The 12760-nt window shown below is 53.4% G+C and carries 11 protein-coding genes; 5 read left to right on the top strand and 6 right to left on the bottom strand.

All coding sequences use genetic code 11. The features are described 5' to 3' along the window. Nucleotides 1-510 carry a hydrolase gene (locus tag FN808_RS03980; RefSeq protein ID WP_142713264.1) on the top strand — a complete coding sequence of 170 codons (510 nt, stop codon included), beginning with the start codon at nt 1-3 and terminating at the stop codon, nt 508-510. Between the two features lie 11 nt (nt 511-521). Here FN808_RS03980 and FN808_RS03975 read toward each other — a convergent pair whose 3' ends face one another. From FN808_RS03975 to FN808_RS03960, 4 genes are all read right to left on the bottom strand, one after another. Next, nucleotides 522-1712 carry an efflux RND transporter periplasmic adaptor subunit gene (locus FN808_RS03975; protein WP_142713263.1) on the bottom strand — a complete coding sequence of 397 codons (1191 nt, stop codon included), beginning with the start codon at nt 1710-1712 and terminating at the stop codon, nt 522-524. Nucleotides 1713-1714: 2 nt separating this feature from the next. After that, the gene (locus FN808_RS03970; RefSeq protein WP_142713262.1) at nt 1715-4078 is read right to left on the bottom strand and encodes an ABC transporter permease; all 2364 of its coding nucleotides are present in this window, start codon (nt 4076-4078) and stop codon (nt 1715-1717) included. 5 nt (nt 4079-4083) lie between these two features. After that, nucleotides 4084-4743, bottom strand: coding sequence for an ABC transporter ATP-binding protein (locus FN808_RS03965; protein ID WP_350354186.1), 660 nt, complete (start codon nt 4741-4743; stop codon nt 4084-4086). 175 nt (nt 4744-4918) lie between these two features. After that, nucleotides 4919-5395 (bottom strand): TspO/MBR family protein, encoded by a 477-nt coding sequence (locus FN808_RS03960; RefSeq protein ID WP_185958238.1) that lies wholly within the window; start codon nt 5393-5395, stop codon nt 4919-4921. A gap of 263 nt (nt 5396-5658) precedes the next feature. Here FN808_RS03960 and FN808_RS03955 point away from each other — a divergent pair, with 263 nt between their 5' ends. Beyond that, nucleotides 5659-6822 (top strand): c-type cytochrome, encoded by a 1164-nt coding sequence (locus FN808_RS03955; RefSeq protein ID WP_142713260.1) that lies wholly within the window; start codon nt 5659-5661, stop codon nt 6820-6822. Between the two features lie 61 nt (nt 6823-6883). After that, entirely contained in the window at nt 6884-8536 is a 1653-nt protein-coding gene (locus FN808_RS03950; RefSeq protein WP_142713259.1) for a multiheme c-type cytochrome, read from the top strand. Nucleotides 8537-8567: 31 nt separating this feature from the next. On the opposite strand, the gene FN808_RS03945 is transcribed toward FN808_RS03950, so the two are convergent. Continuing rightward, entirely contained in the window at nt 8568-9047 is a 480-nt protein-coding gene (locus tag FN808_RS03945; protein ID WP_142713258.1) for a GNAT family N-acetyltransferase, read from the bottom strand. A gap of 320 nt (nt 9048-9367) precedes the next feature. Here FN808_RS03945 and FN808_RS03940 point away from each other — a divergent pair, with 320 nt between their 5' ends. Then, nucleotides 9368-9691 carry a hypothetical protein gene (locus tag FN808_RS03940; protein ID WP_142713257.1) on the top strand — a complete coding sequence of 108 codons (324 nt, stop codon included), beginning with the start codon at nt 9368-9370 and terminating at the stop codon, nt 9689-9691. A 237-nt stretch (nt 9692-9928) separates the two neighbouring features. Then, nucleotides 9929-10777 carry a hypothetical protein gene (locus FN808_RS03935; protein ID WP_142713256.1) on the top strand — a complete coding sequence of 283 codons (849 nt, stop codon included), beginning with the start codon at nt 9929-9931 and terminating at the stop codon, nt 10775-10777. A gap of 25 nt (nt 10778-10802) precedes the next feature. Here FN808_RS03935 and FN808_RS03930 read toward each other — a convergent pair whose 3' ends face one another. Then, complete coding sequence (locus FN808_RS03930; protein ID WP_142713255.1) at nt 10803-12227, bottom strand: esterase/lipase family protein; 1425 nt, start codon at nt 12225-12227, stop codon at nt 10803-10805. Nucleotides 12228-12760: the final 533 nt, after the last annotated feature.

Here is a 12760-nt window from a genome sequence, read left to right as displayed (position 1 = left end):
ATGGAAATAAACCAACTCCCCGCATATGATAGGAGCGATAATCCGACGGGCTGCTGTCCGAGATTCAAACCGGAGGGGTGGGATCTTCAGGAGCTGCACTTTAAGGATAAGCTGTTTGTGCGAGTGGAGACGAAAAGTCTATTTCATATCCCCGTTAATATGGGGCAAATCTTTTCTAAAACATTTAAGGCTATTGAAGAGGCCAATGCCATGGATGGGGACCAATTTGTGATTTTAACCAACGCCCCCTCACCCTGGAAAAGCGAACATTATTTTGCCGTTGCAAAGGCCGTGGCCGGACAGGAACTGGTGAAGCTGAACGGGAGCTTTTTGACGAAGGTCTTTGAAGGGCCATATAGCCGGGCCCCACAGTGGGAGGAACAGACAAAGGCCTCTGTCCGGGAGCGGGGTAAAACAGCCCGGAAGATTTATTTTTTCTATACAACCTGTCCCTCGTGCGCCAAGTTCTATGGAAAGAATTATGTGGTAGTGTTTGCGGAAGTGTCGTGAAAGGGGACTGTTCAGTTCTGAACCTTCACCCGGACACCGTCCTCAATACGTTCGTCGGGGTGCGTAATAACCATTTCTTTTTCCTGCAGGCCACCGGTAATTTGTGAATGGAGTCCGCTCTGGTACCCCACCTCCACTTGCCGAATCCTGGCCGTGCCTCCTTCAACAAGAAACAGGGCCCATTCCTGTCCGCTGGTCCGGAAAAGGGAAGAGGAGGGCACCTGAAGAACCTCCTCGCCCTGCCAGAGCAGAAATTCTGCTACCACCCGGAATCCGTCGCCCAGCATGCGCCAGTGGTTATGAGGTGATACAATATCGACAATCACCGGTACTCGCTGCTCTTCTACACCCAGGGCCGAGATGCGGGTGTAGCCCGAGGGCTCGACCACCCTGACGACTCCTTCCAGGACGGTTTCGTTGCCCCATCGTTTGATACGAACCTGGGTGCCCGCCGCCACCTGTACGGCATCTGTCGACAAAAGATCTACTTGTACTTCCAGGGATCGGGGATTCCCGATTTCGAGGATGGGAGTACCCGCCTGTACAGTGCCTTCGCTCTTCTGATGAATCTTCAGCAGACGTCCGGTTACCGGCGCGGTAATAGATACCTGGTCGCTGGTGCCGCCGGACTGAAAGGACTGGACGGCCGAGCGGGCTGCTTCTAGTTCAAACTCCGCAACATCAACAGCAAAGCGGGCTGATGCCTGTTGTGCAGCCGCCCTCCGGGCCGCCAGCTGGGCGTTGTCGAGGCCCTGTTCGCTGCCGATCTTCTGCTCAAACAAGTTCTGGATGCGCTTTAGCTCGAGGTCTGCAATTCTTTTTTCCTCGTTGGCCAGCTTCAGATTCTCCCGGGCCTGCTGCAGTCGCGTCCGGGCCGCCTCGAGCTGCGCTTTGGTCACCTCACGCTGGCGGGCACTTATCAAATCCGGGACCGGCTGAATCCGGAAAAGTTCCTGCCCGGCTTCAAGGCTGTCTCCCACCTTATGTTGAAGCCGAAGGGTATATCCTGTCACTGGCGCCGAGATGGTATACCGATCCGTAACCCGCGTTTTCCCTTCTTCCTCGATAGTGACTTCCAGGGGAGCATATCCGGCTTCGTCAGTTAATACTGGAACGGGGGAAGGCATAAATCCCCAGATGATCAGGATGAGGAGGACAACTGCAATAGCTGAAATAAATAGCTGTTTCTTTGTGATCTTCATTGTTATTCTCTTGTTTTGAGTACGCTGATCAAATCCAGACGGTTAATTTTGTAACGAATGAAAAAGCCCGATAACAGTGCAGAAAGAATGACGATCAGGGCTGCCAGGGTGTAAGTGGCAGTGCTGATGTGCATGGGGATCCGGTACAGCTCGGTCTGCATTGACCAGACGATGAAGTAAGTGAGTCCCCATCCGATCAGAAAACCGAGCGGGATGGCCAGCAGTACGAGGATAGCCAGTTCGCCCAGGAGGATGTACGATATTTCCCCCCGCGTCAATCCTAGTACCCGCAGGCTGGCCAGCTCACGGCTGCGTTCCGACAGTGAGATCCGCGCATTGTTATAGACTACGCTGAAGGCGGTGGCCCCGGCGAAAAGGGAGATGAACAGCGCCATGATAAGCCAGGTCTGTGCCGTGGACTCGTAAAAGCGTTCAATGATTTTCTGTTTGGATATAATCTCTCCCACATGCGGGCTTTCAGCGATGGTTTCCGTGATATCCTCTTCCTGCCAGCGGTCAATCAGGAGGTAAGCCCCGCTGATGACTCGTTTTTCAGGCAGGAGCTTGCTGAGCTCATCAATGTTCATGTAGCCGTTCAGCCCGATATACTGGCTGACGAAGCCGGCGACCGGTATCCGTGCAGAGCGGCGACTGCCATCCATGAAATGAACCGTTATCATATCACCACGCTGAACGTTCAGTATATCACCCAGTTTCCTGGTCAACAGCAGCCCTCTTGCGGGTACGGAGACCTGCTGTTCATCAGAGCTGAGGATTCTCCGTAGTTTCATCTCGGTATCGTACCCCTGAATGGCCGTAAGGTAGCTGCGGTGCTGCGACCGCAGGCGTACGGGCACCCCGCGATAGCCTTCCCCGTAGTACACGCCGGGCAACCGTTTCATCTCCATTACGGCGTGTTCCGAGATGTTCTCGCGGAACAGGATCCCAAGGTCGAATGGCTGCGCCTGCCGGAATTCGACTTCAATAAGATATTTGACCGAATCGTTGCTCATGCGGCCGACCACCATCAGTGCTGTGGCAAACGCAAGGCCCAGAATTCCAAAAGTTATTTTTACCCGCTGCCGCCCCAGCTGGCGCAGTACCATTTTTGTTGGCTGATCCAAAAAAGAAGCGCCTCCCAGCCGCTCAAGCATGCTTCGCTTGTACATTTTTGGTGGTTCGGGGCGCATCGCTTCGGCCGGCGGCAGCTGGGCTGCCTCCCGTACGGAAAAGAAGACCCCGCTGTAGGCTGCGGCCATGCTGATAAGTGAAGCCGCAGCCAGGTCCCACGGGTTCAGTACAAATTGCAGGTAGGGAAACCTGTAATAACTGGCGTATAACTGTGAGAGCTGCTGCCCCAGGTAATAGCCCAGTACGATACCGCCGATGAGCCCAATAACAACAATAACAGAAACCATGAGCAGGTAGTGAAGTCCGATTTCACGGTTGTTGTATCCAAATGCTTTGAGAATGCCAATCTGTTCGCGCTGGGTGCGGATCAGTCGGCCTATAACCACGTTCAGAAGAAAGGCCGCCACCGCGATAAAAATGGTGGGGATGATGGTGGCTGTCTGGCCGAGCTGGTTGAGTTCCTCCGTGATGAAAAAGTGCGAGTTCTGGTCTTCACGGGCAATGGCTCCCAGTCCGCCGTGAGGTTCCAGGATTTGATCCAGCTGTGTTATCACATCTTTTTCGCTGGTCCGGCGAGTCAGCGAAACCACCACATTGTTAAAAGCCCCGTCCATATCGTAGGCCGCCTCGAGCGGCGCACGGCGCATCCATAAAATTCCGAAACGTTTCAGGTCGGGTGAGAGGCTCCCCGGCTGCCCCTGGTAAATGAATTCCGGGGACAGGCCGATGCCCACGATTTTGAGTTCCCTTATTTTCCCGTTGAGGATGGCCTCCAGCCGGTCGCCGATGGAAAAGCCGTGCTCTTCCGCAAAGCCGTCGCCCAGCACGATCTCGTCTTCAGTATAGGGATGGGGCATCCGTCCGGCCCGCAGGTACAGTCGGTTCAACAGCGGCTCTCGTTCGTCGGGCAGCGAAATAATCATCCCTGTTACCGTCTCATTGAAGCCGGGGACGTTGAGATTAACCCCCGCCTGTATCCTGGTTTCCACGCGATTGACACCCTCAATTTCACGGATGCGTCCGCCTACAGCGTTGGGCGCCCGTTCCAGGGAGGCAAAAATATTGGCAAAGTAGTATTCCTGGTAGTACGACTGCTGGGTCTGCCGCAGGGAGTCCAGCGTACTCAAAAACGTGATGTAGGTAGCGGCACCGCAGGCGATCATCAGGGCGATAACAAAGACCATGCCCCACATGTTGGAAATATCGCGCAGTAGTTTTCGGTTTATCGCACGCATAGCAGTCACCACTCCATTTGATCCGGAGAGACCTTGTGTTCATTTTCCCGGATGCCTGCAATTTTACCATCATGCAAACTGATAATCCGGTCGGCCATTCCGCCTATTACGACATTATGAGTAATGAGTACCGTGGCCGTGCCCAGGCGCTGATTGACGTTTTGGAGTGCTTTCAGCACCACAATACCAGTCTGGGAATCCAGCGCGCCGGTGGGTTCATCACAGAGCAGCACATCGGGATTCTTGGCTACCGCCCGGGCGATGGCTACTCGCTGCTGCTCGCCGCCGGAGAGCTGGGCGGGAAAATGATCCATGCGATCGGCAAGGTTGACCAGGGCCAGGGCTTCCTCCGGTTTCATGGGGTTTTCTGCTATTTCGGTGACAATAGCAACGTTTTCTCTGGCCGTGAGGCTGGGGATCAAGTTATAGAACTGAAAGACAAACCCCACATTCAATCGTCGAAAGCTCGTCAGCTCTTTCTCTGAAGCGTGCGTCAATTCGATATCCCGATATCTTACTTCACCTTCTGTAGCCGTATCCAGACCTCCAAGGATATTTACCAGGGTTGATTTTCCGCTGCCGGAAGCTCCCAGCAACACCACTATCTCCCCGGCATAAATTTCCAGGTCAATGCCCCGCAACGCCTGTACCTGCACCACACCCATCTGGTACGTTTTGGTCAGTTCCCGGGCAGAGAAAATAATCTGGTTGGCCTTGAGAGTCTCCACTGATGGTTGTTTTTCCTGCATGTTACCATGGGGAATGGTAAAGGGGTATAGGGAGATCCCCTAATTGACAGATGCTGGTTTTCACGGGCAGGTGGGTATGCCGCCGGCCGTTCTAGTTCAGCAGGATGATCGCATAATTCAGGATGGAGGCAAAGGCAACCCACAGCAGGTAGGGCAGGAGCAGCCAGGCCGCCCACGGCTTTATCTTCTTGAACTGGTACATGGTCATGACAATGGCGACCAGAAGCAGAAGGATCTCAAGAAACGCCAGCAGGGGCTTCTTGAGGCCGAAGAACAGGAACGACCAGATGCCATTCAGGATAAGCTGGATGCCGAAGATCGAGAGGGACCGTTTTACCCGGGACTGGTCAAGTCCAACCTGCCATATCCCCGCGGCGCCTACGCCCATAAGGGTGTACAGAAGCGTCCAGACGGGGCCAAAAACCCAGTTGGGTGGGTTGAAGAAGGGTTTGTTGAGCTGGGCATACCAGCCCGGGATGGCATCGAGCGTAACGCCGCTGGCAATGATGCCCACCAGGTTACAGGTGAGAATGCCGATTACAATTTTTGCCCAGTAGGGAATCTTCATATCCGGTCTTTTCTTTTGATGGGAGAACACGAGGCGGCCAGCTGGAATTCCCTGAACGGTGATATTTGGCGCGGTGGTTTCGAGGAGTGATAAAACAGGGCAAAAGTATAGGGCCGATGCGGTTGAATGCACAAGGCCGATAGGGAAAACCCCTACATGCAGACAGGTGCTAACCCATTACAAGGCGGGATACCGGATTTTACTATTCTATTGTTACGCCGGATGATGCTCATGCCAGTGAAAACCTTCAATCAAGAACTGCTATGAACGACGATCGTTTTTCAGCTTATGGTCCTATCCTTGTGATGCTGTTCTTTTTTTCCATCGTCGTACTGAATGCGGGTAAATATCAGCCGGCAGAGCACGAATGGGAGGGCGTCCTGCCGGATACCGTGAGGCAGCAGATCGAAAGTGGAGAGGTACTGTACCGGAGAGCCTGTGCCAACTGTCATGGAATCAAGGGGGGAGGAGCGGTACAGAGCCAGCTCGGTTTTTCTACCCCTGTGCCCGATTTTACCGATTGCAATTTCGCCACGCGCGAACCGGATGCCGACTGGATCGCCGTGGCCCACCAGGGAGGTCCCACACGGGGCTTCTCAACCGACATGCCAGCCTTTGGGGAGGCCCTGACCACAGAGGAGCTTCAAAGGATCATGGATTATATCCGAACATTCTGCGCCGATGATGACTGGCCCCGGGGAGAACTGAATCTGCCCCGTCCGCTTGTCACTGAAAAAGCCTACCCCGAGGACGAAGCGGTACTCAGCAGTTTCATTAATATGGAAAATGAAGGCGCCGTTATGAACGAGATCGTCTATGAAACCCGATTCGGCGCGCGGAACCAGCTGGAGCTGGTTGTTCCCTTTGGTTTCCGGGAAGCGGGCGACGGAAGCTGGAACGGGGGGCAGCTTGGGGATCTGGCCGTGGGGGTAAAGCGGGCCTTGTACCACGACCTCAGCCGGGGTACCATCATAAGCGTGACAGGGGAATATATCTTCCCGACGGGCGACCGCGGGACGGGTTTTGGCAAGGGGACCACCCTCTTTGAACCCTTTGTATCGGTGGGTCAGCTATTGCCCGCAGATGGATTCCTGCATTTTCAGGGGGGCATGGAAATTCCTTTTATCAAAGATAAAGCTACGGAAGAGGTTTTCTGGCGGGCGGCTCTGGGGAAGACGGTGGCCCAGGGTGCGTGGGGACGGGCCTGGTCACCGATGGTTGAAGTGCTGGGGGCGCGAGAGCTGGAGTCCGGGGCACAGAACCAGTGGGACCTCGTACCCCAGCTGCAGGTTACGCTGAATCAGCGGCAGCATATTATGATGAACGTGGGCGCGCGCATTCCGGTGGATGATTCCGGCCGGGACACCCAGTTCATGGTGTACATCCTGTGGGACTGGTTTGACGGCGGGCTGTTTGAAGGCTGGTAACACCTGCAGGAAACAAAGAGGGTTAACACCTAATTAACAAAAAAAGCTTGCGAGAGATATCATGCACATACGATTGATACTTCTATTGACACTCCCCGTGGTGATTTTAATCATCGGAAGTTCCTTCAACCGGGTGCAGTCTGGTCAGTCGGGCAACGGGGAACCGGCCACGCCTCCCTACCATCGCCTTTTTGAAACCTCAGCGGCCTGCATGAGCTGTCACAACGGACTAATGACCCCGTCGGGCGAGGATGTCTCTTTTGGCACCGACTGGCGTGCTTCCATGATGGCCAACGCTGCGCGGGACCCCTATTGGCATGCTGCAGTGCGGCGCGAGGTCACCGACCATCCGGAATCACAGGCTCATATTGAGGAGGAATGTTCGACCTGCCACATGCCGATGGCGCATTATGAGTCGGTACAGAATGGCGAGCAGCCGCAGGTTTTTGCCAACCTGCCGGTAAACGAGGCAGTTAGCCGCACGCATCTGCTGGCCGCCGACGGTGTTTCGTGTACCACCTGTCACCAGATAACGGACGATAATTTTGGACAAAGGGAAAGCTTTACCGGCCGTTTTGGGCTGGATACCACCACCGCCATGGGGAATCGCAGTGTTTTTGGTCCCTATCCGGTGGATCAGGGGCTTTCCCGAATCATGCACTCTTCTTCCGGCTTTGAACAGCAGCAATCCAGGCATATACAACGCTCGGAAATGTGTGCCACCTGTCATACGCTGATTACGAAATCGCTTGGCCCGGACGGGGAGGTCATCGGGGAGCTTCCGGAGCAGGTGCCCTACCTGGAGTGGAGGCACAGCAGCTTTGTGGACCAGCGGAGCTGCCAGTCGTGCCATATGCCTGTGATACAGGAGCCAGTGGCCATATCCTCTGTGATGGGACAGCCCAGGGAGGAGGTGTCAAGGCATACCTTCCGGGGCGGAAATTTCTTTATGCTTAAAATGCTCAATCGCTACCGGCAGGATCTGGGGGTACAGGCCCTGCCCGCTGAAATGGAGGCTGCCATAAGACGCACAGAGGAACATCTGCAGGACCGGACCGCAGCCCTGGAGTTCCGCAGACTGGAGCGAAACGGAGGACAGCTGGAGGCGGACCTTCTAATAACAAACCTGGCAGGTCACAAGCTTCCCACGGCCTACCCGTCGCGTCGCAGCTGGGTTCACTTCACCATACGCGACAGCGCAGGGCAGGTGCTTTTCGAGTCGGGCGGCCTGGAAGCCGATGGCGCTATCACAGGCAATGACAACGATGAAGATCCCGCCCGCTATGAGCCGCATTACACTCGTATCACCCGGCCCGGTGAAGTGCAGGTCTACGAAAGCATTATGGCCGGCCCTAGAGGTGAGGTTACGACGGGACTATTGACGGCGGTAACATTTATTAAAGACAACCGCCTCCTTCCGGACGGCTTTGACAAGTCGGAAGCCGGGGAGGATATTGCCGTACGCGGGGCCGCTTATGAAGATCCGGACTTCCTGGGCGGGAGCGACCAACTTCAATACCGGGTTGATGTGTCCGGGGCCCGGGGACCACTGCATGTGGAGGCCGCACTCTGGTATCAGCCCATCGCTTTTCGCTGGGCTCAAAACCTGTCCGGTTATGATACGAAAGAAACCAATCGCTTTGTCTACTATTATGATTCGATGTCGGAGCAGTCGGGCATCAAGTTGACGGAGACATCAACGACAGTACAGTGAGCAGATCTGCAGGGGGGCTATAGGGCGGGGGCTATTCGTCCCGGGGTAGCATTTTCCGGTACAAGATAACTTCATTCCCATTCCCGTAGTCCGAAATTACGGCCGATCGGCTTACCTCGAGCGTGGATATATACAAGTCTTCGGCGAAATGCCCCTCCGAGGTCGTCACAAAAATGGCCCCGACAGCATACCCTCTGTCACTGATATGCTTTTTGAATTTGGCAAAAGAGGTATCTATTAATTTCCTGGCAAGTCCTTTGCGCGTGTGATCGGGGTGCACCCCTATTTGTTCCAACTCGGCGATGGTATTCTTCCGGAACCCGTTCTTGACACACCAGAGGATATAGCCTGCCGGTGCACCATCCTGCTCGATTACATAATAGATGCACCGGGGAGCAGCGTTAAACGTTGCTTCAACCCAGACCCTGTGATCCCTTTCCCTGGGAAAACATGCCTGGTAAATATCCGAAATCCGGGGTATATCTGATTGATTTGCTTCGCGTATGTCCATAATCTGTTTCTTTGATAATGAATATTGTTGTTACCCGGACCTCTTTGAAATTCTCCGGGGGCTATCTCTCCGCTGCATCGATGCCCCCTGGTGAGGCTTCGTCGGTATAAGGGTAAATCAGCAGCTGCTACGGCTATAACATAATAAACAGGGAGTACGGTTGTTCCGTAAATACCGGGATAAGATAATAGCTGCTATCGCAGGTCTTGATAGGCCTGTGTGTACTGGAATCCTTCCTAAAATGGATTGTATCTAAAAAAATAACTGTGTAGTCTTTGTATATAGAAACCGGGAAAATAAATAATAGAGAGAGGGAGATTATGGCATGGAAATGGTATGATATCGACAATTACACCGCATCAATAGGAGGCGACCGGTACTATGCCGGGCTCCAGCTGCATGGTGAGGACTTTTATGCAAATATTACATTTCACAAAGAGGGTCCCTTGCCCGATTCAACGGCTCCCACAAGGTATGGTCAGCGTTTTTACGGGCATTTGGATTTCCGGCAAATGCAGATATTTGTCGACCTTTTGCGCAATGAGGAGCCGCTGCGTTTCGGATGGAATGAATCCAACCCCAATATGTTTCATCTTATGACAGGTTCCGAGCCTGTGGGTGAAGGGGAGGGAGACGGTATCTGACTTTTTAAACGGTCCTCGGCCCCGGGAGTCTGCGCGGGTTTCGCAGCGGACGTGCTTCTGGGGTGAAAGAGGTCCTTGTGCTGCAGGGGCTTGATGTCCGGCCTTTTTGAAGAAGGGAGAGCGTATGAGGCGTACGGGCGGAAGATGCTCCGGCACTGAAACCCAGCCGAAAGCCGGGTCAAATATCAAGGTACGGCTGGGAACGACTTCTTGTGAATAAAAAAAGAGATATTAGTCATGGGTACATCGGAACCGCGTGAAGTGCTTGTCAAGAAGATTAAAGCCAAACGAAAAAATATACAGGCCTTCGTACATAAGCTGGAGCCAAAAGGGACGAGGCTCACTACACTGAACATCTGGTGCAGCGGATTAGCCACCGTATTCACAGCTTCACCGGCCATCGGCGGCCCTTCCTTCCTGGAGGTATTCGGTGGATCTGGCCCGGATTCCGTAACCTGGCGCATTCTCTTTGCCCTCGCGGCTTTGTTTTCGGTGTCATCGGTGATATTTGCAGGCTTATACAAAGCGCGCGACATTGCCACCAAACTAAGTGAAGCGCGTGCCTGTGATGCAAAGCTGGAGGGGCTGGAGACCTTGCTGGAGCTGGAGAAGATAAGCTCCGATGATGCGGTGATACAATACAATAAACTCGTGGAGGAAAGTGCGTTCATCCCCAAAGCCGGATGGAGAGGGGATATCTTATCTCTGGACTGGGCGACGGGTGAAATTGCAGAACCTCATCCAAATCAGGTCACGAAGAGTTCCATCGCCTGTTCCGGCTGGGTTGAGGGGCTCGGTGCGGACCTGCACCTGTGGCTGGCCGTGGAAATTGATAACAGCATCTGGCCCAAAGAAGGGGAAATATTTGTCGATGATGACGGCTCCTGGTACAAGTCCATCCATGACGTCGGGTCCGAAGGCCCTTTTTCCCTATCGCTGTTTGTAGCTGATAAGAAAGCGAATAAGAGGATCCGGGCCTGGCTGGACGAACGTGACCAGGCGGGCGATTACCCGGAGCTGCACCGCTTCCCGGGTCTCAGGCGTATTGACCGGGTTGACGGCCTGCGTCATGAGGAAACATCCTGATCCCGGGACCGTCGGAACGGGCATCTTAGTCTTTCGGATGCGTACTCAGGGTGACATAGCTGGTTCGTCGGTTCACCTCCAGCTCAATCAGGGTGGTGGTATTCTCAAAAAACAGGGAGGGTTTGTCTGTTTGGGTGGCATCGGACCGATAGATAACGACATTTTGAAGCAGGCGGAGATCATAGTCGATTCCCCGGTCAATGCTTGGGACGAATATTTTCATGCTGATGGCAAAGGGGCCCAGCTGTTCTTCCGCTTTTTTCATCAGCTTAGAAATATTCTTCAGGTTCACCAGTAGCCGGCGATAGCTTGAGTCTTCCTTGTTGGCATGTATCTCGCAGAGCATTTCGTCTTGAAATTCCTCCGATAGCTTTTCCTCGGTCTTGTTGAAGTATTTTCCCTTGTCAATCACCTCGTTTTCAGCTTTATCGGCCTTGTAGATATAAAATTCGATGGTAAAGTCCTTGACCGGGGCACCCTGGTCGTCTATGGCATGAATGATGAACTGCTGAAATTTACTGTACTCATTATTGGTGCCCTTCTCGGAATAGGAGTCGTAGGTATCGGCGGTGATCTCTTCCAGCTTCTGCTGGTACGTCTTGAACGCTTCCGCATCTTCAATCTGCAGGGCTTCCATGGTAAGCTTTGTGATTTGGCTTTCTTTTTCCGAGAAGTTGCCTACGATGCTGCCGTGATCAAGACCGGGAAGCACTCCGAAGGAAAAATCATGGGCCGTCTTGGTTTCCTTCCATTGCACAGGAGTGTTCGGATCAGAAAAATCAAGGCCCAGTTTAATCGCATCAAGAGAGGTTCCCGCAATCACAACCGTCCCATCGGTTCCGGGTTTATTCACCCATCCCCTGATGCCGGAATAATCCTTGATTCCCACCAGGATGGTCAGCTGTATCTGCTCCCGGTTGAAGTAAGAACCATCCGTTGTAAAGAGATCCCGGTGGGCCATCTTCCATTGGTACGGGCTGGCCAGTTCCAGGCCGTTGAGCAGCCGGCGGCCCACTTCAAGGAAATCGCCGATCTTCCACCGCCCTTTTACGAGCCTGCCCAGAAACGACTTGCCCCTGTGTGCCAGGGGCGAGCCAAAGTTGGCTGGGGCCAGCATGATCAGCCGTTTAACGGGACACTCCGCTATGTTGTCATGGTAATAGCGCCATATCCAATGCCGGATAACCAATCCTCCGGTAGAATGGACAATCACATTCAAGTCTGTCTTCTTCCTGCCGTCACTGTCTATAAGTCCTTTCTGTTTCAGCTGATCGTTCAGCCCGTCAATGACATCATTGAAGGTGATGTTGTCTTCTCTGGAGTCATAGTCGCCGTACAGGATGGTGTCAACAGTTCCCACCTGGTTTTCTTTCAGCCGTTCTTTGAGTTTGACAAATGATTTCGAACAGTCAGAATATCCGTGTACGATCAGTGTTGCCTGGGGTGCCATTGCTCTCTTCCTCCTTTAATAGTAATTGTGATCGGTTTTGTTACCGGTCGGTTGGTGCATTGCTCATATCCCTTTCCGTACCATACAGTATAATACTAATTTTTATTCTTTTAGCGAGAACTTAACCCCCAATAAGAGGGACCTCATTCATGCCTGCCATAAACCATTGAGAGATTTAAAACCCCATAATGATGTTGCATCGCAGCGCCCCAGGCCCGGTGACCAGCAATACTATGCTTCCAAAGGCGTTGGAAAGGGCCTCCAAAGGCGTTGGAAAAGGCTTCCAATGACTTTGGGAAAGGCTCCCAGTGTCTTTGGATAGTACCTGCATACCCTTTTGGGGCAGGGGCAGTTTTGCTTCCACGCTGTTCCGGGAAGGTTATCAACAGGAAAACCTCCTGCTTGGTGTTGGTACATAACCCCCATATTTCAGCAGCATCCCGGGGCAGCGGCTTGGGCTGGTGATGGAGTTTTATTAATGATCTGTGCGAAAGTAGTGTCTGGCATGGATGGGGATGGGAAACTGCAGCAAC

Origin of the sequence: Fodinibius sediminis, assembly GCF_900182555.1 — a bacterium.
In the GTDB taxonomy this organism is placed as follows: domain Bacteria; phylum Bacteroidota; class Rhodothermia; order Balneolales; family Balneolaceae; genus Fodinibius; species Fodinibius sediminis.
The sequence above is the reverse complement of the archived record's forward strand: the minus strand, read 5'-3'. Positions and strand labels throughout refer to the sequence as shown.

Coding starts and splice junctions, on each gene's coding strand:
- FN808_RS03980 (WP_142713264.1), top strand. CDS start 1: ATGGAAATAAACCAACTCCCCGCATATGATAGGAGCGATAATCCGACG.
- FN808_RS03975 (WP_142713263.1), bottom strand. CDS start 1,712: ATGAAGATCACAAAGAAACAGCTATTTATTTCAGCTATTGCAGTTGTC.
- FN808_RS03970 (WP_142713262.1), bottom strand. CDS start 4,078: ATGCGTGCGATAAACCGAAAACTACTGCGCGATATTTCCAACATGTGG.
- FN808_RS03965 (WP_350354186.1), bottom strand. CDS start 4,743: ATGGGTGTGGTGCAGGTACAGGCGTTGCGGGGCATTGACCTGGAAATT.
- FN808_RS03960 (WP_185958238.1), bottom strand. CDS start 5,395: ATGAAGATTCCCTACTGGGCAAAAATTGTAATCGGCATTCTCACCTGT.
- FN808_RS03955 (WP_142713260.1), top strand. CDS start 5,659: ATGAACGACGATCGTTTTTCAGCTTATGGTCCTATCCTTGTGATGCTG.
- FN808_RS03950 (WP_142713259.1), top strand. CDS start 6,884: ATGCACATACGATTGATACTTCTATTGACACTCCCCGTGGTGATTTTA.
- FN808_RS03945 (WP_142713258.1), bottom strand. CDS start 9,047: ATGGACATACGCGAAGCAAATCAATCAGATATACCCCGGATTTCGGAT.
- FN808_RS03940 (WP_142713257.1), top strand. CDS start 9,368: ATGGCATGGAAATGGTATGATATCGACAATTACACCGCATCAATAGGA.
- FN808_RS03935 (WP_142713256.1), top strand. CDS start 9,929: ATGGGTACATCGGAACCGCGTGAAGTGCTTGTCAAGAAGATTAAAGCC.
- FN808_RS03930 (WP_142713255.1), bottom strand. CDS start 12,227: ATGGCACCCCAGGCAACACTGATCGTACACGGATATTCTGACTGTTCG.